The organism is Paenibacillus sp. MAEPY2 (assembly GCF_000499205.1).
GTDB classification, from domain to species: domain Bacteria; phylum Bacillota; class Bacilli; order Paenibacillales; family Paenibacillaceae; genus Paenibacillus; species Paenibacillus vandeheii.
In genome coordinates this window covers 48,110-73,756 of the sequence record NZ_AWUK01000027.1, presented here as the reverse complement: position 1 = coordinate 73,756, position 25,647 = coordinate 48,110, and the positions used below count along the sequence as shown (strand labels likewise).

21 protein-coding genes are annotated in these 25,647 nt (G+C 46.6%); 4 read left to right on the top strand and 17 right to left on the bottom strand.

From position 1 onward, the window contains the following. Window positions 1–49 precede the first annotated feature (49 nt). Window positions 50–1,177 carry an AbrB family transcriptional regulator gene (locus tag P364_RS0120035; RefSeq protein ID WP_236642183.1) on the top strand — a complete coding sequence of 376 codons (1,128 nt, stop codon included), beginning with the start codon at window positions 50–52 and terminating at the stop codon, window positions 1,175–1,177. A 75-nt stretch (window positions 1,178–1,252) separates the two neighbouring features. Here the strand turns inward: P364_RS0120035 and P364_RS0120030 are convergent, their stop codons facing one another. The 9 genes from P364_RS0120030 to P364_RS0119985 form a co-directional block, all read right to left on the bottom strand. Then, the gene (locus P364_RS0120030; protein ID WP_024631859.1) at window positions 1,253–1,456 is read right to left on the bottom strand and encodes a hypothetical protein; all 204 of its coding nucleotides are present in this window, start codon (window positions 1,454–1,456) and stop codon (window positions 1,253–1,255) included. A 74-nt stretch (window positions 1,457–1,530) separates the two neighbouring features. Further along, entirely contained in the window at window positions 1,531–1,794 is a 264-nt protein-coding gene (locus P364_RS0120025; protein ID WP_024631858.1) for a YkgJ family cysteine cluster protein, read from the bottom strand. A gap of 29 nt (window positions 1,795–1,823) precedes the next feature. Next, window positions 1,824–2,678: a hypothetical protein gene (locus P364_RS0120020; protein WP_024631857.1), complete on the bottom strand. Its 855-nt coding sequence runs from the start codon at window positions 2,676–2,678 to the stop codon at window positions 1,824–1,826. A 253-nt stretch (window positions 2,679–2,931) separates the two neighbouring features. Next, window positions 2,932–4,944 (bottom strand): PTS system trehalose-specific EIIBC component, encoded by a 2,013-nt coding sequence (gene treP / locus P364_RS0120015; protein WP_024631856.1) that lies wholly within the window; start codon window positions 4,942–4,944, stop codon window positions 2,932–2,934. 29 nt (window positions 4,945–4,973) lie between these two features. Continuing rightward, the gene (gene treC / locus P364_RS0120010) at window positions 4,974–6,695 is read right to left on the bottom strand and encodes an alpha,alpha-phosphotrehalase (RefSeq protein WP_024631855.1); all 1,722 of its coding nucleotides are present in this window, start codon (window positions 6,693–6,695) and stop codon (window positions 4,974–4,976) included. 314 nt (window positions 6,696–7,009) lie between these two features. Further along, window positions 7,010–8,362 (bottom strand): C4-dicarboxylate transporter DctA, encoded by a 1,353-nt coding sequence (gene dctA / locus P364_RS0120000; protein WP_024631854.1) that lies wholly within the window; start codon window positions 8,360–8,362, stop codon window positions 7,010–7,012. Between the two features lie 242 nt (window positions 8,363–8,604). Then, the gene (locus tag P364_RS0119995; RefSeq protein WP_024631853.1) at window positions 8,605–9,297 is read right to left on the bottom strand and encodes a metal-dependent hydrolase; all 693 of its coding nucleotides are present in this window, start codon (window positions 9,295–9,297) and stop codon (window positions 8,605–8,607) included. Window positions 9,298–9,385: 88 nt separating this feature from the next. Further along, on the bottom strand, window positions 9,386–11,077 hold the full coding sequence (locus P364_RS0119990; RefSeq protein ID WP_024631852.1) for a glycoside hydrolase family 13 protein: 1,692 nt from the start codon (window positions 11,075–11,077) through the stop codon (window positions 9,386–9,388). A 141-nt stretch (window positions 11,078–11,218) separates the two neighbouring features. Continuing rightward, window positions 11,219–11,677, bottom strand: a complete 459-nt coding sequence (locus P364_RS0119985; protein ID WP_024631851.1) for a VanZ family protein — start codon at window positions 11,675–11,677, stop codon at window positions 11,219–11,221. Between the two features lie 426 nt (window positions 11,678–12,103). Here P364_RS0119985 and P364_RS0119980 point away from each other — a divergent pair, with 426 nt between their 5' ends. Next, entirely contained in the window at window positions 12,104–12,913 is an 810-nt protein-coding gene (locus P364_RS0119980; protein ID WP_024631850.1) for a CPBP family intramembrane glutamic endopeptidase, read from the top strand. Window positions 12,914–13,025: 112 nt separating this feature from the next. Here the strand turns inward: P364_RS0119980 and P364_RS0119975 are convergent, their stop codons facing one another. From P364_RS0119975 to P364_RS0119940, 8 genes are all read right to left on the bottom strand, one after another. After that, window positions 13,026–15,458: a glycogen/starch/alpha-glucan phosphorylase gene (locus P364_RS0119975; RefSeq protein ID WP_024631849.1), complete on the bottom strand. Its 2,433-nt coding sequence runs from the start codon at window positions 15,456–15,458 to the stop codon at window positions 13,026–13,028. A gap of 95 nt (window positions 15,459–15,553) precedes the next feature. Next, window positions 15,554–15,685, bottom strand: a complete 132-nt coding sequence (locus tag P364_RS38500; RefSeq protein ID WP_256984621.1) for a hypothetical protein — start codon at window positions 15,683–15,685, stop codon at window positions 15,554–15,556. Window positions 15,686–15,756: 71 nt separating this feature from the next. Then, window positions 15,757–16,860 (bottom strand): glucose-1-phosphate adenylyltransferase subunit GlgD, encoded by a 1,104-nt coding sequence (gene glgD / locus P364_RS0119965; RefSeq protein WP_024631848.1) that lies wholly within the window; start codon window positions 16,858–16,860, stop codon window positions 15,757–15,759. A 27-nt stretch (window positions 16,861–16,887) separates the two neighbouring features. Next, window positions 16,888–18,057, bottom strand: a complete 1,170-nt coding sequence (locus tag P364_RS0119960; protein ID WP_024631847.1) for a glucose-1-phosphate adenylyltransferase — start codon at window positions 18,055–18,057, stop codon at window positions 16,888–16,890. A 565-nt stretch (window positions 18,058–18,622) separates the two neighbouring features. Further along, complete coding sequence (locus P364_RS0119955) at window positions 18,623–19,774, bottom strand: iron-containing alcohol dehydrogenase (RefSeq protein WP_024631846.1); 1,152 nt, start codon at window positions 19,772–19,774, stop codon at window positions 18,623–18,625. Window positions 19,775–20,092: 318 nt separating this feature from the next. After that, complete coding sequence (locus P364_RS0119950; RefSeq protein ID WP_024631845.1) at window positions 20,093–20,953, bottom strand: GNAT family N-acetyltransferase; 861 nt, start codon at window positions 20,951–20,953, stop codon at window positions 20,093–20,095. 166 nt (window positions 20,954–21,119) lie between these two features. Then, window positions 21,120–22,814, bottom strand: a complete 1,695-nt coding sequence (locus tag P364_RS0119945) for a M3 family oligoendopeptidase (protein WP_024631844.1) — start codon at window positions 22,812–22,814, stop codon at window positions 21,120–21,122. A 263-nt stretch (window positions 22,815–23,077) separates the two neighbouring features. Next, complete coding sequence (locus tag P364_RS0119940; RefSeq protein ID WP_024631843.1) at window positions 23,078–23,884, bottom strand: glycoside hydrolase; 807 nt, start codon at window positions 23,882–23,884, stop codon at window positions 23,078–23,080. A 580-nt stretch (window positions 23,885–24,464) separates the two neighbouring features. Here P364_RS0119940 and P364_RS0119930 point away from each other — a divergent pair. Both P364_RS0119930 and P364_RS0119925 read left to right on the top strand, forming a co-directional pair. Beyond that, window positions 24,465–25,205 (top strand): hypothetical protein, encoded by a 741-nt coding sequence (locus P364_RS0119930; RefSeq protein ID WP_024631842.1) that lies wholly within the window; start codon window positions 24,465–24,467, stop codon window positions 25,203–25,205. Window positions 25,206–25,343: 138 nt separating this feature from the next. Next, a complete protein-coding gene (locus P364_RS0119925; RefSeq protein ID WP_029881135.1) occupies window positions 25,344–25,556 on the top strand; it encodes a hypothetical protein in 213 nt (70 codons plus the stop codon). The last annotated feature ends 91 nt before the right edge of the window (window positions 25,557–25,647 follow it).

Genomic DNA, 25,647 nt, shown 5'->3' with positions numbered 1-25,647 from the left:
AGGAGTGATCTTACATGTACTTCAATCTACCCCATGCAGCCGAAAGACGATGCAGATGGAACTGATGCACAAGCTCGGTTCCCACGTTGTCTTTCGGTTTTTTTTGAGTTTGGGTGTCTCTGTCCTTGGTGGGTTCATATTTACAGCGATCCATACCCCCATCCCTTGGCTTCTTGGACCAATGATTTTTATGCTGGTTGGTTCACAGATTGCCAAGCTGCCGCTCTTGTGGCCCACTTCCATTCGGGACTATGGCATTCTAATCGTCGGTTACTCCATCGGATTAACACTGACGGGAGAAGCGCTTCAAGGCATTTTGCACCAGCTTCCCATGATGCTGCTCATGACCTTACTCTTAATCGGATTATGTACCTTGACCGCCTATGTTGCTTCTAAACTGACAGACTTTGACTTTTCCTCCCTGCTGGTTGGCAGCATTCCCGGCGGACTGTCCCAGATGATCTCCCTTGCGGAAGAGATGAAATCCATCAATCTGACGCTCGTTACTTTTTTGCAGGTAACCCGGCTCATCATGATTGTATTCTGTGTTCCGTTCCTGCTGTTCAGTCCATGGATCGGGGGAACGGCAGGTGGGGGAACGAATCAGCCTATTATTGAGACAGCAACATGGGCAGCGCTCTTTCCCGAAATCTTGCTCTATGCCCCGCTCTGTATTGCAGGTGCATGGATTGCACGCAAGCTTCGGTTCCCTACCGCATTTATGCTTGGACCCATGATCGTGATGTGTGTTATTCAATTAAGCACAACGATGCACACACCCAATCTGCCGTCGTCCCTGCTTAACATTTCGCAATTAATGATTGGCAGCCATGTGGGTCTGATGCTTCGTCCTCAGCAGCTGCAACGCAAGATGCAGACCGTAACACTCGCAATCACGAGCAGTGTTCTCCTCATTGCAGGTTCGCTTGGCTTGAGCTATATATTAATGAAGATATTCTCCCTCTCGGCCGCTACATCGTTGCTGAGCATGGCACCTGGCGGAATGGATCAGATGAGCATCATGGCTCATGAAGTCAATGCTAACCTCTCGGTTGTGTCTGGATATCAGTTGTATCGCATCTTATTTATATTCTTTATCGTTTCTTCGGTCCTAAAGATGATTCTCATGCGTATGTTGAGGAAAAAAGAAGCGATTACCCGCTCTTCGGTCACGTAAAGCGAAAGTGAACATAAAAGAGAGTATCCGCCTGATTTTTGCCTGCGGATACTCTCTTTTATATGTCTGCTCAAGTTATGAATAAACCCGACTATACATCCAGCTTACAATGCCCACGGTTACAGCGGCCGCTACAATAATAAATGCATAATAGCCAAGTTTGCTTTTTGCCCCTGATGTCTGCTTGTCATAGAAGTCTGAGTTTCGCCTGTAGAATCCCATCCACAGTTCTCCAATCATATTCATAACGATCATTATAAACCCTTTGGCAAGTTCCATTTATCCAATACCCCTCTTATCTCAAATCTTTTCCATATTAAGTATAATTATCCTTTTCTCTCAAAACAACTCGGTCACGCTGAACTCGGGGCAGTTTCCTGTTCGAGCCAGCTCAATCGTTCAAACGCCTCCTGATCTGTGCTGCCACACATCTCTTCCGAAGCCTGTAATCCGCTGCATACAGCGGGGCGCTCTTTCTGACCGAAGATCCCACAGCGATTGTCCTCCGTCAGCTGTACACAACGCACACCTGCCGGCTTGCCGTCAGCCATCCCGGGTATCGGCGATGAGATCGAAATCGCGATACAGCATGCGGCACAGCCTGTCCTGCATTCCATAATTATTGTCCTCCCTCCATATCTGACATTCAACCTGATCCACGATTCACCCATGTCCACGTCCGGGCCAACCCCTGTGCAATTCTACGATTCATGGTTCCATTCGAGAAATATCCGCCATGACTCAACGGATTCCAGCTCCCGATTATACCGCCAGAGTTGATTTCCATGTCTTCTTTGACCGCCGCCTCATATGCCGGATCAATAGGGCGCAGCGGGTAACCCAGAATATCATCCCGATCATAAAAGTTAATCCACTCGCCTTCCAGCCCAGGGAAATACTGCTCCGCCAGCGGCGAAGGCACCTGAATTGGCCGGCTAAAATCATGATATCGTAAGCTCCATAACGGCAACGTCGTTCCAAAGGAATAAAAGTTCGTTAAGGTATCTCCCCGTTCCAATGCGGAAGTCACATCCACGATGGAAGGTGTGCGACTAGACGGATATTGCAGATCATAGAAGAAATTGCTTGCAATCACTGCCCCTAGACTATGAGCAATAATACAGAGGGGAGCATCTGGCCCATTCCGCTGTGCAAGTGCATGCATCGCCCGATTCAGCGTACGATGTACCGCATCATAGTTATGACCTTGATTTTCCACGGGTTGATACGCGACAGCATCAGCCAGATAATGGATAACAAATCGACGCAGCACTTGATAGTTCAATCTCTGAGAGCTGACAAGCTGCTGAAACAGCGCCTCTTCCCGTTCCTCAAATACATCAGCCCAAAATACCGGCTCAATATCCAGAACCTGCTTGGCTGCTCCCGGCAACACCATAACCTGATCCAATTCCTTATGCAAACGCGAAATCAGTGTATCCGCATAATCTTCCTTTTGCATACCCAGACCATGAATGACCATTACCGCAACACGAGTCATGGCTCTCCTCCTCCGTCCATTGACTAGCCACTCTCTTTGAACCATATGAACTTCTTCACCTGAACATGCTTTCCGATCGCTGTGAACATGAGATTTTGCACATACATTCTAGTTACAGTTTACCACGATACAAATAAAAAAAAGAACTGCATAAAAAGTCATACCACACAAGTGGTATGCGTTCAGCTTTTATTCTGAATCTCAAGATGAAAAAAGAAGCTGCGATATTCGCAGCTCCCCCATTGTTCGTAACTTAGCCTTTCAAATGAACCTTAAGCACACCGTTCTGATTGGATGTAACATCACCTGTAGTGACCTCCACCCGATCAACCATATCCTGACCGTCCGGAATAATGATTGGTGTAATAAGCGGATATCCCGCAGCTTCAATCACTTTACGGTCGAATTCAAGCAGCGTTTGCCCAGCTCTTACCTTCTCTCCAGCTTCAACATGCATGTTAAACCCTTCGCCTTTGAGAGATACGGTGTTGATCCCGACATGAATCAGAATCTGCAAGCCACTCGCGTGTTCAAGAATGACAGCATGTTTGCTTTTGATCACATGGGCAACCTGGGCATCAAACGGAGCAACCACCTGATTGCCGGAAGGTTCAATCGCGACGCCTTCACCCATTTGTTTCTCTGCAAACGCCGGATCAGGTACTTGTTCAAGCGGAACGGCTGTACCTGTTAAGGGTGCCATGATTTCCAGCGTATTCACTGGCTCATCCGCCACCTGAGCAGCACTGCGTGTACGTTGCTCTGTATTTGTATTAGTTGTAGTTGTGCTTGAAACTGATTTAGCTGTAGGTGTTTGACTGCCTGCTACAGTAGCTTGATCTGCATTGCGGTCTTCTTTTCTCAACTTCGCTCTTCCGAAAAGAACCGTCAGTACAAACGGAACAACCAGTACAATCGCCATACCGATGAAGAATACTCCCCATTTGTTCGGGAAAATCGACAGGAATCCAGGTACGCCACCTACACCAATAGAAGTGGCCTGAACATTATTCATCGTGAGCAGTACGCCGCCAATCGCAGAACCGACCATACCGAAGATAAACGGATAACGATAACGGATATTCACCCCGAAGATCGCCGGCTCGGTTACCCCGAGGAAAGCTGACACGGATGAAGTCGCCGCAAGTCCTCTCATCTTCTTCTCACGAAGCACGAGCATCATGGCAAGTGCGGCTGAACCTTGCGCGATATTGGACAGCGCCAGCATCGGCCACAGGAACGTTCCGCCCTGGCTACCAATCAGTTGTACGTCTACCGCCAGGAACGTATGGTGCATGCCTGTGATAACGAGCAATGCGTACAGTCCACCGTAGATCAGACCGCCCAGGGCCGCGTATGAATCGTAAATATAGATCAAGCCGGATGTAATTCCATTCGCAATCGCAAATGTAACCGGACCAATGATTGTAAATGCCAGGAACCCGGTAATCAATAAGGTGACAGGAGCTACGACCAGCAGTTTGATCGAATCATGCACCCTTTTGTTCAGGAAAATCTCCAGCTTGGCAAGCAGATAGGCTGATACCAATACCGGCAGAACCTGCCCTTGATAACCGATCTTCTCAATATGCCAGCCGAACAGATTCCACGTAGGCACAGTGCCTTCGTTCACTGCATTGGCGTAACCATAAGCACTCAGCAGATCCGGATGAACCAGAATAAGACCAAGCACAATTCCGAGCAACGGACTGCCGCCGAACCTTGTTACAGCGGACCAACCAATTAATGCTGGCAGGAAGGTGAAGGCTGTGCTCGCGATGGTATTGATAATTGATGCGAGATCCTTCCATGCTGGATATACATCCACCAGTGATTTTCCATCAAAGAAAATGCCCGGCCCTGTCAAAATATTATTAATACCGAGCAAGAGACCGGCCGTGATGATGGCTGGCAGGATCGGAATGAAGATGTCCGATAACGTTTTGATCGCACGCTGGATTGGGTTTTGCTTTTTACCCGCAACAGCCTTCACGTCATCCTTGGAAGCGCGTTCGCCTCCGGTAATCTGAATCATTTCATCATACACTTTATCTACAAGCCCAGGTCCGATGACCACCTGGAATTGTCCTTGAGAGGAGAACTGGCCTTTGACGAGATCGTTCTGCTCCAGACTTTCCGTATCTACTTTACTTTCGTCGTATAGGGCGAACCGGAGGCGTGTGACACAATGTGTTGCAGCTTCAATATTTTCTTTGCCGCCGACCGCGCGTACGATCTCCTCAACCTGTTTTTTATCCATTGCCATATTGTCACTTCCCATTTATATAATGTGAATTAGTCCTGTTGCGGTACAAGCCACATATAGGATGAATACGGGCTAAGAGAGATTTCTTGCTCCAGTGCAGGCGAGGCTTCTGTATTGCCAATCAGCAACTCTGCTGATTTACCCGCAATGTGATCATTCCAGACAGCATCCGAGAAAGCAAAAGTTACGTCCCGCTTGCTGAAGTTGGATACTACAATGAGCGTCTCGCTTCCAATGGTCCGCGCATATGCAAATACATCCGGATGTGCATCGTCCAAACGTTCATACAGACCATCAGTCAGCACACGAACCTGTTTGCGCAGAGCAATCAGCTTGCGATAGTGATAGTAGATCGAATTCGGGTCAGCCATCTGCTGTGCCACATGAATCGACGGATATCGTTCATCCACTTTGATCCACGGTGTACCCGTAGTAAATCCGGCATTTTCGCTTCCATCCCATTGCATTGGTGTCCGGGAATTGTCACGGGAACGCTCTCTCACAATCTGGAATGCTTCCTCAGCAGATTTGCCCCGTTCTTCCTGAAGCAGTCGATACATATTTGTCGATTCAATATCACGGAACTCGCTAACGTCGTTCCAGACCGGATTCGGCATCCCGATCTCTTCGCCCTGATATACGTATGGTGTTCCCTGCATGCCATGAATGGTCGTAGCAAGCATTTTGGCACTCTCAGCACGATAATCGCCATCATCAGCGAAACGAGACAACGCACGGGGTTGATCATGGTTGTTCAGGAACAACGCGTTCCATCCACCACCGGCCTGCATTCCTGTCTGCCACTCACTGAACAGCTGCTTCATCGCTTCGAAATCGTAAGGCATAAGCTCCCACTTCTGTCCGTTCGGATAATCCACTTTCAGATGGTGGAAGTTGAACGTCATCGAGAATTCCCGGGAAGCAGGGTTCGAATATTTAATACAGTGCTCCAGCGTAGTCGAGGACATCTCCCCAACCGTTACCATATTGTGTGGTCCAAACACGTCTTCATACATCTCCGTAATGTACTCATGCACACGTGGGCCATCGGTATAGAACTTGCGTCCGTCGCCTGGGGAAACGCTACCATCATCATCAGGGAAACGCTGGTCCTTGGAGATCAGGTTGATAACGTCCATGCGGAAACCATCTACACCCTTCTCCGCCCAGAACTTGATCATGTCCCGTACTGCCTTGCGTACCTGCTCGTTCTCCCAATTCAGGTCAGCCTGTGTTTTGTCAAACAACGTCAGGAAATATTGTCCTGTCTGCTCATCATACTGCCACGCAGGTCCGCCAAACTTGGATTGCCAGTTATTCGGTACACCACCGTCCGGCGCAGGGTCCTTCCAAATATAATAATCACGATAAGGGTTATCCTTGGAAGAGCGTGATTGCTGGAACCACTCATGATCCGTAGAAGAGTGATTCACCACGATATCAATCATCAGCTTCATGTCACGTGCCTTCAGACCTTTAAGCAGTTCGTCAAAATCCTCCATCGTACCAAAATCAGGATTAATCCGATAATAGTCCGCTACATCATACCCGTTATCATGCTGTGGAGATACATATACCGGCTGCAGCCACACGATATCAATTCCGAGATGCTGCAAATAATCCAGCTTTTCGGTTAATCCCCGAATGTCTCCGGTACCTGATCCGGTTGTATCGTTGAAGCTCTTGGGATATACCTGATACACCGTGGAGGTTTTCCACCACGATGATGAAGTTGTGTTCGTTGAACTCATGTTAACGCCTCCAATAAATTGTATTGCTTATATGGTTCTCTTGGCCTAACTTCATTTATATATTACATAACTAAACATGTATATACAAGTTGAAACTTAAATATGCTATCTTTTGCCTCTTTTACACATTCCCCATTATTGATTCCTCTGTAACAATTATTTTGCTGCATACGTTCGTGAACTCCATGATATCTGTATCCAAAACAAAAAAAAGACGTCTGTCTCCCCACCATTTCATGGGGTTAAACAGACGATTCAGATTTAAAAATTCGATAAGTTTAAATATCACGCAAAGCCCGATCACTTCCTGTTTTTTACAGCATTTCTGTCGAAATGATTCCTTTACCCTGTTCTCTTTTGTTCAAATTCGCCGAGGATAAGGAAGCTTGATCTTCTCTTTCCAGCTCTTGGGCACTGATCTCTCCTGAGAGCACAGCCCGCATACGTTTTTGGTCCAACAACCCTTCCCATTTTGCAACCACAAATGCCGCTACACAGTTGCCCATCAAATTCGTGAATACTCGCATGGTATCCATGAAGCGGTCTGCACCGAGCAGTAAGGCAACTGCAGCTACCGGGAAAGCATTCAGGGCCGCCGCAGTAGCAGATAAAGCAAGGAATGCTGAACCAGGCACACCTGCCATGCCCTTGGAGCTAAGCATTAATACCAGTAAAATCGTAATCTCCTGTCCCAGTGTCAGATCAATACCAACCGCCTGAGCCAGAAACACGGTTGCCAGCGATAGGTAGATCGAGGCTCCGTCCAGATTGAACGAATAGCCTGTTGGAACTACGAGCCCGACGACCGCACGATCACAGCCTGCTTTGGTCAGCTTGTCCATCATTCGGGGCATAACGACCTCCGAGGAACCTGTGCCAATCGCCAGCATGACTTCGGAGCGGGTATATTTTACAAATTGCAGAAAGTTCAGTCCTGTAATCCACCAGGCAGCCAGGGCAAGCATCACCAGGAATAACAACGCCGCTCCATAACATGCAATAATCAGCAACCCGAAGGATGACAGTGTGGAAGCACCATAGGCTCCTACTGTATAAGCCATAGCTCCGAATGCACCGATTGGCGCCAGCTTCATGATGTATCCGATTATGCGGAACAGAATACCCAGTACATTTTCAATCAGCGTCAGCACATTCTCTTTTGCCTTACTCTCCGTCGCCGCCAAAGCTACCCCAAATAAACAGGCAACGAGCAGTACTTGCAGCAATGCGTTTTGTGCAAAAGCATCGACAACACTTGTCGGGATAATATTCATAATAAAGTCCACCACATGCGGCAGCTCGGAACCATTGGTTTTGGCTTTGATGCCGCTGGTATCCAGAGTCGAAGGGTCCACGTTCATGCTTGCACCAGGACGAAGCAGATTGGCAGTGCCAAGTCCAAGGACAAGCGCAACCGTCGTTGCAATCTCAAACCACAGAATCGCTTTGAGTCCAATGCGGCCAACCGACTTCAGATCACCGATTTTGGCAATGCCTGTCACGATCACCATAAAGATCAATGGTGCAATGATCATTTTGATCAACTTGATAAAGCCTGTTCCGAGCGGTTGCAGCAGACTGCCCAGATCAGGCCACAGAATGCCTACACCAATTCCGATGATAACCACTACAATAATTTGAAAAAATAATGATTTCACAAATGACATGAACGCTCCCCCTGTTTTCGATCAATTCGGATCTCCGGTTGGTTTCCGTGTAATTTTTTATAACATTCGGGGAAGGTTTTCAACAATGCCAATTGCATTTTTTTGTGATCCGTACCAACTATTCAGGTCAAAATTGAACTTGAAACCGAAAAAAAGACGAATACCACGTCAGTTATCTTGACGTCATATTCGTCTTTAGCTGTTATTTCTTTTAGTATTGAACAGTGCTCAATAAAAGATCATTAGAGAGTAAGGGACTGTCCTGGTGCCAGTACACGACCTTCGAGACCTTTCTCAGCCAGTTGCTGAACAAAACGTTCCGCATCCTGACGGATGACCGGAAATGTATCATAATGCACCGGAATCGTCAGCTTGGCATTGAACCACTCAGCGGCTTGAAGTGCATCCTCCGGCCCCATGGTGAAATGTCCGCCTATAGGCAGGAACGCTACGTCGATGTCATGACGATCACCAATCATTTTCATATCACCGAACAAGCTGGTATCCCCGGCATGCAAAATGGTTTTGCCACCTATGTTAATAATATATCCTGCAGGCAATCCTGCGTACATGATCCGTTGTTCCTCTTCCAGCACGATGCCGGATGTATGGAAAGCCTGAATCATTTTGGCTTGGGCAAAACCAAGATCCACCGTTCCACCCATGTTCATGCCTATGGTGTCCAGACCTTTCCATGACATATATGTAGCCAGCTCGACAATGGCAACCACCTTGGCATGATTGGCCTTGGCAATCGGTTCAGCATCCAGAATGTGATCCATATGGGCATGTGTCAGCAAAACAGCATCGGTCTTGATATCTTCCGGTTTGGTGACAGCAAGTTCATTGCCACGCAGGAAAGGATCAATAATCAACGACTTCTCTTCTGTTCCCAGTTGTACACTGGAGTGTCCGTGGAAGGTAATATTCAGCAACTTGTTGTCCTCCTGACATATGTGTTCTTTTCGATTGATTTCAACATTTATTATAAATCAAACCTCTTCGCCAAAGCAAAATTGTGCCTTATCGCTGCATTTGATAAACTCTTGCTTCATACGGCTGGAGGAGAATTACACCTTCATCAGTGGAATAACGTTTGCTTACATTGCTGATGAGTAGTTTGGCACGCTCAGCTTGCCAGCCTTCCGGCCAGTGCATCTCAGGCTCATGCTCACGGAAGTTCAGGATGACCAATATCTGCTCATCATCCAGTGTTCGGGTATAGGCATAGATATCGGGGTCATCTGGCAGCAACAGCTCATATGCCCCGTAGATGAGCACTTTATATTGTTTGCGAAGTGCAATCAGCCTGCGGTAATAATGTAAAATGGACTGTGGATCACGTTCGGCATCGGCCACATTAATCTCGGTATAATTCTCATTCACCTGAATCCATGGCTGGCCATCGGTGAATCCGGCATGCTCCGTATCATCCCACTGCATCGGCGTACGAGCATTATCCCGACTCTTGCGCCAGATCGCCTGCATGACTTCATGCTTCGCTTTACCTTGACCAATATAATGATTGTAATAATTTTTCGTCTCGATATCCCGGTATTGCTCAATATCCGAGAAGGCAACATTGGTCATGCCGATCTCTTCGCCTTGGTAAATGTACGGCGTACCTTCCAATGTAAGCATCCATGTAGCCAGCATCTGGGCAGATCGCACCCTGTACCTTCCATCATCACCAAAGCGGGATACCGGACGCGGCTGATCATGATTGCCCATATAATTGGCATTCCAGCCTCTGTCATGCAGCACGGTTTGCCAGCGGCTCATAATTTCTTTCAGCTCGGGCAGCTTCCACTCCCGATAGTTCCATTTGCCGATTCCGGACGATTGGGCGTCCACAAACATATGCTCAAACTGGAACACCATATTGAGTTCATTCCGATCTGTCCCAACATAGGCCAGCGCCTGTTCCGGTCCAAGCCCCGAAGTCTCTCCAACGGTCATTGGACCGTATGGCTTCAGGATCATGTCGTTGAGTTTGTTCAGAATCGAATGCACCTGTTCGAGATTGGAAAACAGCTGGTACGCTGGAACGACTGGCAGATTATCCGGATTATGCGCGCTGGGTAACCCCTCTGCCTTGGCGATATGCGCCACCGCATCGAACCGGAAACCATCCACACCTTTTTGCAACCACCAGTGCACCATCTCATACATCTCTTCTGCCATCTTTGCATTGTTCCAATTCAGGTCGGGCTGGTGTTCAGAATAGAGGTGCAAATAATATTCATTTGTTTCAGGATCATGCTTCCACACTGAACCCCCAAAATAGGACTCCCAGTTGTTTGGAACCTGGCCATTTTTGCCTGAGCGCCAAATATAATAATCCCGTTTCGGATTCACTTTCGATGAACGTGACTCGACAAACCATGCGTGTTCATCCGACGTGTGATTCAGCACCAGATCCATCATGATCTTGAGACCACGCTTGTGAGCCTCGGCCAGCAAACGATCAAAATCCTCCATCGTGCCATATTTGCGTAATATAGAGTAATAATCCCGGATATCATATCCGTTATCATGACCAGGTGAATCGTAGATTGGACAGATCCAAATCACATCCACGCCCAGTCCAGTCAAATAATCGAGCTTGTCATATATCCCCTGCAAGTCACCCAAACCGTCCCCATCCGAATCTTTGAAGCTGTTGGGATAGATCTGGTACACCACACTCTCTTTCCACCAAACGATATTGCCCACCTCGCCTTCATTACTTCATTCTTCATTACTATATAACCCGTTAGTATGTTTTATCCGAAATGGCCCTATTATAAACACTTTGAAAGACTCAAGAAGGTGCAGGAACACAAAAAGACCCGATCATTGACCGCTAGTTGCAGTTCAATCTCGAGTCTTTCCCTGTGAGTATAGGAATAAGGCAAACCCTATGTATCCAATCCAGGCACCCACTGTATTCAACATAATGTCATCGACATCAAACGAACCCAGGCGGGTAATCCATTGTGTAACCTCAACAGCGAACAAAAGTAAGACGACAACCCCTGTAAATGGCCAGAACTTTCGGCACCTGCGGAATAACCAGGGTATCCATATGCCAAGCGGGATGAACAAGACAATGTTGCCAAACAGGTTCTTCACCCAGGCTTCCGTGTGGTATCTGTCTCTTTCAAAAAGTAGAGGCTTGATTGTCTCTAAAGGTACAAAATTATATTGATAATTCACGCCAGGCGTTCTCCCGTTGACAAAGAGCAAGTTCCCCATAATCAACATGTACAGTACTGCCATGCAGGCAACGATAGCGAGCATCCGTCTGGAGTGGAGCCACGAGCCTTCGTTCATTATCTGATTTCCTCCGTCCTTTTTTCCGCGGAGCGGTAAGGTCTATTTTACCGGGATATAGATCTTCATGTCCAGTTGCTCAGGGGTAGACTTCCATACACTTCCTTACATCTTGCACCTCAAAATCCGCCCCTTCCCTTCCTATCACCTTCTTCAAATTTCACCGAAACCAGTTGATCATAGTCATTTCCTGATTATTGTTCACCAAGTACAAAGTAGGAAAGACCATTATCACCCTGATCACCGTAAAACATAGTTACCTAAACAGAACCTAAATGACAGCAGCCTAAATTTAGCTGGTTTTCATCCATTTGTTTAGCTTCTATTCAACTTGGTCTACTAGAATTGTAAATGAGGGAGCAATTCAAATATGTTCCTCGTCACTTAGCAAATGAAAAAAAATAATTTATTGTAGGAGTGTTTATAATGTCAATCAATAGGGACAAGCTGCAAGAATCTTTGAATCCTGCCCTTCGGGTTCGTCCCCGCGTAGGATGGGGTATTCTCACCTATTTCCTCTACAGCGCAGTCTTCTACGCGATCTTCTTGCTCAACGGCATCGACTACACACGAGTGGGTGAAAGTGAGCGGACCCTTCTTCTCTGGTACATAGCACCGCTGTCCGGCGGTGCCGTGCTGACCATCACAATGGTCACGATCTACGGATGGTGGCGCCCTAGCCTGGTTGAAAGACGGCGTCTTTCTCGATGGACAATGACTCTCCCGATCATCATGATGGTCATCGCGATCGTGAACATGCTGACTGGCGATTTCACCCGTGTCACGCCCCTCATGTGGCTGTATCTCATCTTTGGCAGTATCATGGTCGGCTTCAATGAAGAGATGATCAACCGAGGTCAGTTGATCGTTGCTCTGCGCAGCCGATTCGGCGAAACCGGGGTCTGGCTGCTCTCAACAGCGATGTTCGCAGTCTTCCACCTGCCAAACATGTTCTGGGGCATTGGAGCAGGAGCCCTGTTCCAGGTAATTATCGCTTTCGGCCTCGGTTCGATCTTCTACCTCGCCCGGCGGTCTACCGGTTCGCTCGTGGCCTCCATATTCCTGCACGGGTTCTGGGACTTGAGCGTTTTCTCAGCAAATGGCGCGTCGGCATTACCCATCGCTGGTTTACTAGCTCCGTTGTTGGTGATCGCTGCAGTAATCACGGTCCCGATCATCCTCCGTCGTGAAAAGCGGCGCGATAAGGCCCAAAGCGTGTCCCGACCAGTCGGCTGACTCATACAAAAAATCCCCTTGTGCAACAAGGAGCGATCTCTGATGAATGTATATCAACCCAACAGAGATCAACCTAGTGTACAAGGGGTTTTCTTTGTTAAACAATAAATCTTTATCCTTTCCAGTGTCCGGACACCGGATGAATACCCCAGATATCCGTCGCATATTCACTAATGGTGCGATCACTGGAGAAAATGCCGGATTGAGCCGTATTCAGCACCGCCTTGCGTGTCCAGCCCGCTACATCGCGGTATGCTGAATCAATGGCAGCATGGGCATCGGCATAGGCGGCAAAGTCGCGTAATACAAAGTACTCGTCGCCATGCGCCAGCAAGGAATCATAGATATCCCAGAATTCACCGTCACGTTCACAGAATGCACCTGGATGTACCAACTGCTCCACCACCTCGCGAATCCGTTCATCCTGCTGAACAATCTCACCCGGTCGATAGCTGCCGGAACGATAATACTCAAGGACTTCATCTGCCCGCAGACCAAAGATAAACATATTATCTTCCCCGACCTGCTCTGCCATCTCGACATTCGCCCCATCCATCGTACCGATGGTTAATGCACCGTTCATCATGAACTTCATGTTACCGGTACCGGAAGCTTCCTTACCTGCAGTCGAGATTTGTTCACTGACGTCCGCTGCCGGAATGATTTTTTCCGCAAGAGAGACTGAGTAGTTTTCCAGGAAAAACACTTGCAAACGATCGTTCACGGCCGTATCCCGATTTACAGTATCCGCCACCGTGTTAATCAGCTTGATAATTTTCTTGGCAAAATAATAACTTGGCGCTGCTTTTGCTCCAAAGATGAATGTACGTGGCACGATATCAAATGAAGCATCGCTCTTGAGCCGGTTGTACAAATGCATGACATGCAGAATGTTCAGCAACTGCCGTTTGTAGCCATGAAGCCTTTTCACCTGTACATCAAAAATGGATTCCGGATTGACAGCTGTTCCTGTATGATCCAGGATATATGCAGCGAGCCGCTCCTTATTATGGCGTTTGATGGATTGGAATTGCTGCTGGAATGAAGCATCATCCGCAGCTCCTACCAACTCATTCAGCCTTCCCGGCTCTGTAATCCACTTCCCGCCAATCGTATTGGTGATCAGATTCGACAGCTTCGGGTTGGCATGCATCAACCAGCGGCGATGAGTGATGCCATTGGTTTTGTTGTTGAATCGCTCTGGGTAGAGTGCATAGAACGGCGCCATCTCCCGTTCCTTCAAAATCTCGGTATGCAGAGCCGCCACACCGTTGACGCTATGACTGCCCACAATCGCCAGATGAGCCATCCGCACCTGATCATTAGCAACAATCGCCAGATGCTGAATACGATCCGGGTCTCCTGGATAACGTTCAAGCAGCATGCCGCAGAAACGTTTGTTGATCTCTTCAATGATCATATAAATGCGTGGCAGCAGCTTACTGATCATGGCTACAGGCCATTTTTCAAGCGCCTCACTTAATGTTGTATGGTTCGTATAGGATACCGTACGAGTCGTGATATCCCAAGCCTCATCCCATCCATAGCCTTTGACATCAATTAGAATCCGCATTAGCTCCGGAATGACCAGTGTAGGGTGGGTGTCATTGATATGGAACGCCACTTTATCCGGCAACCGATCATAGGAAAGCTCCAATTTGTTAAACGTACGCAAGGCACTCTGTACACCTGCTGAACACATAAAGTACTGCTGTTTCAATCGGAGCAGCTTACCCTCGTATTGGGAATCATCGGGGTACAAAAACTCTGAAATGGATTCAACCGAACGACTGTAATCCAGATATCCGTAATAGTTCGAAGGGGTATCCTGCGATGTTTCCCGCTTCGGCTCCGCACTCCACAGCCGTAATGTGTTTACATGGGGCTGACCATAACCAATGACGGGTACATCATACGGCACAGCTACAACAGATTCCGCATCCTTGGTAACAAATTGGTAATGTCCATCCTGTTCATGGGCTTCCACCCGGCCCCAGAATTGTACCTCCACCTTTTTGTCCGGACGGCGGACTTCCCATTCATTTCCCTTATCGAGCCAATTATCAGGTAATTCCACCTGATTGCCGTTGATGATTTTTTGCTCAAACAAGCCATATTTATATCGAATTCCACACCCATGTCCTGCATAACCGAGCGATGCCAATGAATCCAGGAAACAGGCCGCGAGCCGTCCCAGACCTCCGTTACCCAGACCTGCATCCGCCTCCTGTTCTTCCACATCTTCCAAAGAGAAGCCCAGTTCAGCCAGACTGTCACGAACCAGTTCCAGTTCATTCACATTTAGCAGGTTGTTGCCGAGCAGACGTCCAATCAGGAATTCCAGCGAGAAGTAATAGACCTGTTTATCCTGGCGCTGCTTAAACCCCTGATTCGACGCCGCCCAATCCTGACCCGCATATTCACGGATCATGCTTCCAAGTACGTGATAAACATCCTCCTGCGTCGCTTCTGCTAACGGTTTGCCCAATTTGCTGACCAGATTCCGCCTAAAAATACTCTTGAACGTTTCCTTGTTGTCAAACAAAAGAAGGTTCCTCCCGGTGAAATCCTGTAGGATAGTGGCGGTTCATACTTGTTTCTTACACATGAGTGCTACACCTTTCAAAGCTGCACTTCCGGCTAAGAGCCCGTTCCGGTTACGAATCGTTCTTCCGAACGCTGACGCTTCTTCAGAATCGATCTCGTCACCTCCACTGCGTTAGCACGTATAACCGTAGCTTTAGCTGTGGCACCCATGCTTCGAAGCAGCATGAACCTTAAATCCATCCTACAGGATTTTTATTTTATATATATTTATAGATGATATCGGTTAAGTGTCGGTATTAGATAATAGTACTCTTTGCCAAAATATACGGGTTGGACGGGTCGCCGATCAGCGTCTGGCCGCCGCTTAGCTTCACATCTTTGTCGAGAATAACGTTCTCCAGAACGGCGCCTTCTCCGATGTAGCATTTTTGCATAATAATAGAACCTTTAATTTTGGCACCCTTCGCCACATGCACCCCACGGAACAGAATGCTGTCTTCCACTTCCCCGCCTACAATACAGCCGTTTGCAAGTAAGGAGTGCTTCACCTCAGCGGTGTCCAAATATTTGGCCGGAGCCTCATACTTAATCTTGGTCTGAACAGGCTGTTCCTTGAACAGTTGTTCATACAGTCCGCTATTTAACAGTTCCAGACTGTTGCGGTAATAGCTGTCGATTGAATTAATCACGGCATGATAGCCATCATAGGCATATGCAGCAATGTTCAAGCCATCCGGGTTTTTCTGGATTACATCACGGAAGAAATGGCTTTCCCCATGAGCAATGCAGCGCTGCACCTGGCGCAGGAACAATTCTTTTTCCATAATGAAAATTTCTGTATATATATTCGGATGATCGGCGCTTTGGTGAATGTCCACCACATTGCCGTTCCCGTCATCTTCAACTTTGACACAGGCGTCATGCTCAGGCAGAAGTTGATCCACTTTTTTGCAAACCAATGTCACATCCGCGCCCTTGCTTATATGGTACCTGTACACATCCTGCAGATCTGCTTTGGTCACGTGCCGACTGCCTGCATGAACGACATATTGCCCGGAACCCCGACGAAAGAAATCGAGATTATTGTGAAAATGCTGCAAATCCCCTTGTGACGTATCGGTCGGATCGTTCCAGTCCGGGGGCAAAATAAACATGCCTCCATGTTTGCGATCCAGATCCCACGGCTTACCGTCTCCCAGATGATCCATGAGTGAACGATACTTCCGACGGACAAATACGCCGATACTCTCAATGCCAGCATTCATCATATTGGACAATACAAAATCAATCAGACGGTAGCGCCCGGCATAGGGTACCGCGGCTCCGCAGCGAAAGTACGTCAATTCCTTCAATTCCTCAAGCTCATGGTCAAGGTTAATAACTCCGATCAATGGTTTCATCGCATGCACCGTCCTTTGGGGTTTAGATTAGGCTTTGCTTGTCATTCCCTCGAGAAGCTGACGTTCCAGTTCTTCCTGATCGACCAGTAATATATCACTTTCATCCTCAGGAGCGGGTGACAGATGTACTCCATCCGGGATCACCAATCCTTCGGCAATAATAGCTTTGTGAATGCGTACATGTTGACCGATCTTCACTTTTGGCATGATCACTGAATCCGTTACTGAGCTATTCTCGCCCACCTCAATCCCGTAGAACAACACCGAGTGATTAACCTCACCATGTACAACACTGCCTTCACTGATGATGCAGTTCCGCACCTTCGCAGAAGGTGAAATATATTGCGCAGGCTGATTAGGGTTACGGGTAAAGATACGCCAGTCGGGGTCGTTCAGATTAAACGGTGTCTCCTCATCCAGCAGGTCCATATTGGATTCCCACAGACTGCGGATCGTACCTACGTCCTTCCAATACCCCTCAAACGGATAGGCGTATAGTAATTTTTCATTTTCAAGCAACAAGGGAATGATATCTTTGCCAAAATCATAGGAGGTGGATGCCTGTTGTTCGTCCTGGATCAGGAAGCGTTTCAGCACATCCCACTTGAAGAGATAAATACCCATGGAAGCAAGCGTACTCTTGGGTTCAGGAGGTTTTTCTTCGAATTCATAGATGCGATAATCATCGTGGGTGTTGAGCAGCCCGAACCGGCTGGCTTCTTCCAACGGAACGTCAACGACTGATATGGTGCAATCTGCATCCTTTTCCTTATGGTATTGAAGCATTTTCTCGTAATCCATTTTATAGATATGATCCCCTGACAAGATGAGCACATGCTCAGGATCGAATTGTTCGATAAAATTCAGGTTCCGGTATATCGCATCCGCCGTACCACGGTACCAGTTACTGCCGTCTTCACGTTCATGAGGAGGAAGCACATATACCCCGCCATTTTTGCGGTCCAGATCCCAATCACTGCCAATGCCGATATATGAGTGCAGCACCAGAGGTTCATATTGGGTTAACACACCGACCGTGTCGATGCCTGAATTGGAGCAGTTACTAAGTGGAAAATCAATGATACGATAAGTTCCGCCAAAATAAACAGCGGGCTTGGCCAGTGATTTGGTCAATCCCTTTAACCTTTTGCCTTGCCCTCCAGCGAGCAGCATCGCTACAACTTCTTTTTTTGCCATCATTACAGCCTCCTCCATGTGCATTCGTTCTGATTCATTTCAGAGCCCATAATCCGATATTCTGTTGTGTGGACACTTTTGTCATGATTAGGAGCATGCTGTACAGACTGTGTTTCATCGAAATTGCAGCCGAACGTCATTCTTGTAGTGTCTGAAAGTAGATGATACATGCAGAATTGCCTGGACTTGTTGTGTAGAGGTGATAGGTGGATGTACAAATTAAGGTGTACCCCGTGAAAAATGCAATACACGACTCCTATATAACATTAAACACGAAACGGGTTGAGGAATCTTGCTGGAAAACTTCGACAAAAGTATAAGTGGATATCACTCCCTCCCTTATGCCGCTGTTATTAAATATTGTATTCGATAATAGGTCTTCAAAATCCTTTTGTTTTGCCCTTAACATTAACTGGAAAAATAAGTAATTAAATTTTAAAACTATATGATAAAAAAACCGAGATCTCTCCCGGCCTATTTCTCCTTTTATCCACTGGATACACTCATACCCATCACTTTTTCCCAGCGGGACTTTCCATTCTATTATACGAATTGCTATGATACTCTATATAATTTTACGGAACAGCTCCATCACTTCTTCCTTGGAGGGTTCATATGGATTGCTTGGTGCACAGGCATCTTTCATGGCGTTATCCGCCAGCCATTCAACATCAGGGTCTTTCACACCCAATTCAGACAGCTTCTCAGGAATGCCAACCTCTTTGGAAAGTTGACGAATAGCTTCAATCACGTAATCGGAGCATTCCTCATCACTTCTGCCCTTCACGTCCATACCGATCGCTTTGGCAATATGCCGGAATTTACCGGGTACATGCTTGGCATTCATCTCTTCTACATAAGGAAGCAACATCGCGTTACATACCCCATGTGGCAGATCGTAGACTCCCCCAAGCTGGTGAGCCATCGCATGAACATAGCCCAAGCCCGCATTGTTAAAAGCAATCCCGCCAAGGAAACACGCATAAGTCATATGCTCTCTTGCCTCCAGATCACTACCATCCTTAACGGCTCTGGGTAAATATTCAAAGATCAGCTCAACGGCTGCTGCCGCTGTGGCGCTCGTTACAGTAAAACCACCAGGCGTCACCATGGCCTCAACCGCATGGGTCAACGCATCCATGCCTGTAGCCGCAGTAAGACTGGCAGGCTTGCTCAGCATCAGTTCCGGGTCATTCACCGACAGGTCGACGAGACTGTTTCGATCCACCATCACCATTTTCACCTTGCGTTCCTCATCTGTAATCACGTAATTCATAGTCACCTCACTCGACGTGCCCGCTGTTGTGTTAATCGCAACTAGCGGCACGGACTTGTGTTTCGATTGATGTAATCCTTCATATTCACGGATATGTCCACCGTTGGTTGCTACAATGCCGATACCTTTGGCAGCATCCTGCGGTGAACCTCCGCCTATCGATATAATGGCGTCACAGCCATGATCCTGAAATAGTTGAAGTCCGTCATGTACATTCTGACAGGTCGGATTGGGCTGAACCTCATCATATATCACATAGTCTAACCCTGATTTTCTTAGTATAGACAGCACTTGTTCAGCAACGCCGGAAGAGATCAATCGACGATCACTTACGACAAGCGCTTTGTGAATCCCCATCTTCTTTATCATCTTGCCTGCTTCCTTTAAACACCCTCTGCCCATCAAGTTCACGGGCGGAACATAATAAGCGTGTGTTGCCATCAGAACCAGCCTCCTGTTACCCCTGATTTACTGTCTTTATTGTAACTGAATCCGTTTTCAAATATAGTGAAATAAATCACAACCACGTTGATAAATGTTTCATCTGGACGAATTCATCCAATGATTGTGACTGCTCTTCAACAACTGGCTCATCAGTACTTGAAAAGAAAAATAAGTTGATCTTGGATTCACAAATCAAATTGAAAAACAGGGGCTATCCCAGGTCATTTTTCATGACTTCTGGGATAGCCCCTGCAAATCTTCAACATGCAAAAAAACGTTTAACGAACCCGGCACACTTTATTCGTTCAATCTTCATCATTCACAATCCAGAAGCTCCTGAATCGGCATGTAATAGACGGGATAGGGTCTGCCTTGTTCAAAACCAAGCTTACCAGCTATTGCAATGGAATCATGACGAAAATCCTCTGTCGTCCAATGTGGAACACAATTCCTTTCCAGAACGAATTGCACATAAGCGCTTGCCATGGCCGTAGCCAGACCCTTGCCCCGGTGTATCGGATCGTAGGTATTGATACCTGTTTCGTGGTAAATGCCACTGACAAACACCGAGATACACGTACCTACAACCTGCCCTTTATAAACCGTACATGTGCCTGCTCCGTATCGTAAGAAGTCCTCCACTGAATGCCAGAATTTCAAAATTTCATGCTCAATGATACCACTTTTGTCCTCTACCATTACAGCTTGGTCGATAACTTGAAGCTTATATCCCGGAGGTACGAACAAGGAGCTGGAGTTGTGTTCCCGCCACTGTTCATACTTCGCAAGATTGAATTGAAAAGGAACCCGCACCCCTTCTCGCAAACGCCCATTAAACATGTGATGCAGAACTGGAGCCCAGTCTGAACCTGGGTCGGGATACACTTCAAGATTCAGCATGTCTTCGCCAGCGCCTAACGCCTCAGGGAAAAGCTCCTGAACGAGTACCTCTCTGACAAGACTGTTGAACTGTTCATTATCCGATCTTCCGATCAGATAGAACATTTCGTTTTTTGCCCAGATCAGTGCACTTTTCGGAGCATGAAGCTGGTCTGCATAGACGCGTCCACATTGAAGTCCATCAAGCACTCCACCCATGACCACATGCCCGTTCGTACCCGAGATGAAGGGTGTCAATTGATTCCTTTGGGACGGTTGATTCAGTAAAACCAACATGGTATAACCTCGCATTCTTTGTATAGGGTAGGTAAATGAATACATTCAAATCCGCCCTGCCTCAGAATGCGATAACGTCAGGTTTATTCCTCGTTCCCTTTCACCTCTTCGACCATTATTTTTATTGAACTAAATCGTGTAAAGTTTAGTTCAATATATATATAGCTTACAACGCCTTATCGTCTACTCCATCCAACCAGGCTTCAATATCACCGATGACGGAAGATACGCAGCCGTCTTCAAACGGAGAATTCAACCCAGCCAGTTCGACTAATCCTGTGAAGGACAGGCTACCTCCGGCTTTACACAATGTCAGGTAGTCAGCCCATGCGGACTTCATATCCTGGTTGCTACGTTTCCAGAACTGGAATGCACAGATTTGTGCCAGTGTGTAGTCAATGTAATAGAAAGGCGACGAGAAGATGTGACCCTGCTTATGCCAGAATCCGCCTTGTTCCAGATAGGCGTTATCCTTGTAATTGATATGCGGCAGATAAGTCTTCTCAATGTTGCGCCAAGCCTGCTTGCGCTCCGCTGGTGTTGCATCCGGATTTGCATAGACAAAATGCTGGAATTCATCGACGGCTACACCGTAAGGAATGAAGAGCAGTCCGGAAGACAGGTGATCAAACTTGTATTTGTCTGTATCTTCCTTGAAGAACAATTCCATCCAAGGCCAAGTGAAGAATTCCATGCTCATGGAATGAATCTCTGCGGATTCATACGTCGGCCAATTGTATTCAGGCACTTCGAAGTGACGGCTCTCATATACCTGGAACGCGTGACCCGCTTCATGCGTCAATACGTCGATATCGCCTGATGTACCGTTAAAGTTGGAGAAAATAAACGGTACTTTGTAATCGTTCAGGAAGGTACAATATCCCCCGCCCTGCTTGTCTTTTTTGCTCACCAAGTCCATCAATTCATTGTCGGTCATCATTTGGAAAAACGTATCCGTTTCCGGTGACAATTCAGCGTACATTTTCTTACCATTGTCAATGATCCAGTCGGCATCGCCTTTAGGTGTCGGGTTCCCCGTCTTAAAGCTGAAGCCCTGATCGTAGTAATAGAGGTTATCCACATCAATCCGGCTGCGCTGACGTTCTCTGAGCTTCGTAGCTACAGGCACGATATAATCACGGACTTGCGCTCTGAAATTGGACACCATCTCCGCGTTGTAATCCGTACGGTTCATACGGTCATAGCCGAGTTCCACATACGATGGATATCCCAGCTTCTTCGCGATTTGCGTACGTACTTTCACCAATTCGTCGTAAATGCGATCGAATTCAGCTTCATGTTCAGCCATAAACGTATATCTTGCTTCCGATGCGCGTTCCCGCATAGAACGATCCGTGGACAACTCAAAAGGATGCAGCTGCGGCAATGTGCGTTCTTCCCCTTCAAACGGAATTTTGGCCGAAGCAATCAGTTGGTTGTATTCCGTAGAAAGTTTGTTCTCTTTCTGAAGGTCCTCGATAATTTCCGGGCTGAATGTCTTCAGAGACAAATCTGCCAGCTGGAATAGCTGCGAACCCCATTTTTGTTCCAGTTCAGCACGGAATTTGGAGTTCACTAATGCCCGATAATAATCGGTAATGTATTCTTGAATGATCGGAGAGCTTTCATCCAGAAATTCGTTTTCTGCTTTATAGAACGTATCATTGGTATCAATGGAATGACGGATGTAGACCAATTGTGCCTGAGTCTCAAAATCACTGCGCAGCGCGTTAATCTTGTCCATATATCCACTCTGTTCTTCAACCGTATTCGCAGCTTCAAAACCACTCAGAAGCTCACGGAATGACGTTTTGATTTGTTCCAGATCGGGACGTGTATACGTATACTCACTAAATTTCATTTATGTACACCCTTTCCTATTAGGCATATTTCGGGATTCCCCGAGTTGAACTAAACCCTATTATACAAAAGAGCAGCCTAAAAATCCCATCTTTATGAAAAATATTTGTCCATCGGTCAAATGGAACAACATCAATCGTTACATATATTACGCTTGAATGTCAGGTATAACATACATGTAAAAGATGCTGCATCAGCCGGGAATGGATCTCCCTCCGAGCAGCATCTCATTGAATCAGGAATAATGCGTGATAAATGGAGCAGTTATTGAACGTTTACATACCAATTGGAGTAATTGATCTGGCCGCTGCCTTTCGTAATTTCGGTTCCATATTCAACACTGCTGACATACTTGCTGTTGGTGAAGTAACTTTTGGAGATCAGATAATCGGTGAAATTTTTGACGTTGATGCTAAAGTTGTTGGGGGATTGAGACTTTTTGAGGAACGAGTATACCCACCATTGATGCACCCCATTGTCGGTAATTTCGCCACGATATAGATCATAGGTCTGTCCACCAATGGATACATTCGAAAATACTTTGGAACCAATGGGTCCTACACCGGAAGTCCATTCGTTCCAGATCATAATTTCTTCGGTCGGTGTACTTGACCAAGTCGCATTCCCGATGTCATGCAGCCAGATATCATACGCATTATTATATTCTCCATTGGTGTTGGACGCCTTAGAATATCCTACTCCGGTATTGATACTTTTGTTTGCAGACAAACGTGTTGGCAGCCCACTGCCTGGTGTATAGCCCTCTGTCCAGTGCCAGCCACTGACAAGAGAAGGATAGGCTTTGACACCACCAGACGTGGTTGGCCAGTTCCAAACGTAACCTAGGTCTGTATTACTGTTCACATACACGGACTGGGACCACCCTCTGACACTCGAACTTCCCCAGCTATTGTTGAATATATAATACTTGTTGTTGCTGAAATTAAGTTTGGCATAAGCTGTAGAATCCGATGCTGCGCTGGCTGTAATTGGAACGGCCGCAATCAGTAATAACATAACCAGCAGCATCCATGCTTTCTTGCCTGATCTTTTTTTCAACTTCAAACCCATAATGTTAGCCTCCCGTAAATTTAATTGTAAACGCTTACATATATAAGTGTAAAACATTTCCATGTACAAGCATACCACTTAAATCCGACATTATTTCATGCTATTTTTAGACTTTTTGGGATTATATACAAATAAGCCCACCTCGCAATACTTTACGAAGTCAGCTTATAGGCTTGTCTTTTCATGTTTCTTTTAATAACCCTAGTGTTGATCGTTGTCCATAATCTTGTAGAACCAGCCCATTCCGACCATTCCCACAACCATAATAATCCCCATAATAATGATGTATGTCATGAATGTAACCCCCCTGCTCCGTTTTTCTTCACACTACTACCAGTTTACACGGTGAAACCCCTTTTGAATTGACTGAACATTGACAAAAATACGAAATCTTCATTTTCACTCAATATATTGTGTCCTTTTTCATTGTAATTTCAATCGTCAATTTTTCAGATTTGGATTGATATTTGATTTTTCCACCTTGCCCTTGTAGGGTACAAAGTTTCATCCGTCATACTTACGGTGTATACTATACTTCTATGAAATGGAATTGGATTATACGCAGAAAGGTTTGAACTGAATGTCGACTCGCATACCCTATTATCGTCAGCTATTATTCGCTTTTTTACTTACTCTTATGCTGTCTATCCTATCCGCCTGTGCTGATGGTGAAGCTCATGTCACGGTCAATATGGACGGTTCATCGGATCTGGATCTGAATCTCAGCGTAACCGACTCTGCTCTGGGAATGATGGGACAAGACAATCTCATGACATTGCTCGCAGATTCGTTGAAAAAGAATAATTTCCAGGCTGAAGTCTCGGACCAGGGAGATCGCACAGAACTCAAAGCGACGACCCATTATGAGAAAAGTAATACCGTCTCTACCTTCAGCACGTCGGATCTGCCTGATGGAATCCAGGTGGAGCAATCCACTACACCTGGTTTTTTCACTTCCAAATTGCATATAGCTGCGGAAGTAGACCTGCTGCAGACCGTTCCCGACGGTGAGGTCAAAGACCAAATTAACAAGGTGCCTGGATTTCTCAAAAACTTGCTGCTGAAAGATGTCAATTTTGATTTCAAGCTGACTCTTCCAATCAAGGCACAGGAATCCAATGCAGATCTGGTCGAAGATCATGGAAAAACTCTAATTTGGCACGTCTCCCCACTGGATACGAATAAGCTGGATTTAACCGTACAGGTCCCGAATATTCGGAATATCATTATTACGGGGGGCATTGCCTTGGTGCTATTCATTGCATTACTTATTTGGTTTATAGTCCATCGCAGACGAACCAGAAAGGCGCGGAAAATATAACCACAGCTCAAGAAGCTCGGATGATATGACTACTATTTCACTTCCGACTTGCCAAACGGTGTTATGGATAGTAGAATACATCCGTACTGTGTGAACGGTTAAATTAACTATGGAATTGCTAAAGAGGTGACAGATTTCATGAATATCCGGGAATGCCCACTGCCTGGTATCGGAGTTAAGTACCAGTTTGATACAAAAAGCGGTAATAAGTTGGTCATTGTTGTCCACGAAGACGGACGCCGTGAATTGTTCTCGGTGGACCCAAGTGACAACGAAGAACTCACCCTAATTGCAGAACTGGAAGATGACGAGTGCGTAACCCTTTCGGGGTTAATTGGAGGATGGTCCTGACATCTGTGTCAGGCGATTAGATTAACAACACCCATGAAAGACGCAAATAACCTGCCCTGAAATTTCAGGGCAGGTTATTTTTTTCGATAAG

Coding starts and splice junctions, on each gene's coding strand:
- P364_RS38500 (WP_256984621.1), bottom strand. CDS start 15,685: ATGCTGCTTCGAAGCATGGGTGCCACAGCTAAAGCTACGGTTATACGT.
- P364_RS0119985 (WP_024631851.1), bottom strand. CDS start 11,677: ATGAACGAAGGCTCGTGGCTCCACTCCAGACGGATGCTCGCTATCGTT.
- P364_RS0120025 (WP_024631858.1), bottom strand. CDS start 1,794: ATGGAATGCAGGACAGGCTGTGCCGCATGCTGTATCGCGATTTCGATC.
- P364_RS0119930 (WP_024631842.1), top strand. CDS start 24,465: ATGTCGACTCGCATACCCTATTATCGTCAGCTATTATTCGCTTTTTTA.
- dctA (WP_024631854.1), bottom strand. CDS start 8,362: ATGTCATTTGTGAAATCATTATTTTTTCAAATTATTGTAGTGGTTATC.
- treP (WP_024631856.1), bottom strand. CDS start 4,944: ATGGCAATGGATAAAAAACAGGTTGAGGAGATCGTACGCGCGGTCGGC.
- P364_RS0119980 (WP_024631850.1), top strand. CDS start 12,104: ATGTCAATCAATAGGGACAAGCTGCAAGAATCTTTGAATCCTGCCCTT.
- P364_RS0120035 (WP_236642183.1), top strand. CDS start 50: ATGCAGATGGAACTGATGCACAAGCTCGGTTCCCACGTTGTCTTTCGG.
- P364_RS0120020 (WP_024631857.1), bottom strand. CDS start 2,678: ATGACTCGTGTTGCGGTAATGGTCATTCATGGTCTGGGTATGCAAAAG.
- glgD (WP_024631848.1), bottom strand. CDS start 16,860: ATGAAACCATTGATCGGAGTTATTAACCTTGACCATGAGCTTGAGGAA.
- P364_RS0119940 (WP_024631843.1), bottom strand. CDS start 23,884: ATGGGTTTGAAGTTGAAAAAAAGATCAGGCAAGAAAGCATGGATGCTG.
- P364_RS0119960 (WP_024631847.1), bottom strand. CDS start 18,057: ATGGCAAAAAAAGAAGTTGTAGCGATGCTGCTCGCTGGAGGGCAAGGC.
- P364_RS0119925 (WP_029881135.1), top strand. CDS start 25,344: ATGAATATCCGGGAATGCCCACTGCCTGGTATCGGAGTTAAGTACCAG.
- P364_RS0119945 (WP_024631844.1), bottom strand. CDS start 22,814: ATGAAATTTAGTGAGTATACGTATACACGTCCCGATCTGGAACAAATC.
- P364_RS0120030 (WP_024631859.1), bottom strand. CDS start 1,456: ATGGAACTTGCCAAAGGGTTTATAATGATCGTTATGAATATGATTGGA.
- P364_RS0119950 (WP_024631845.1), bottom strand. CDS start 20,953: ATGTTGGTTTTACTGAATCAACCGTCCCAAAGGAATCAATTGACACCC.
- P364_RS0119955 (WP_024631846.1), bottom strand. CDS start 19,774: ATGGCAACACACGCTTATTATGTTCCGCCCGTGAACTTGATGGGCAGA.
- treC (WP_024631855.1), bottom strand. CDS start 6,695: ATGAGTTCAACGAACACAACTTCATCATCGTGGTGGAAAACCTCCACG.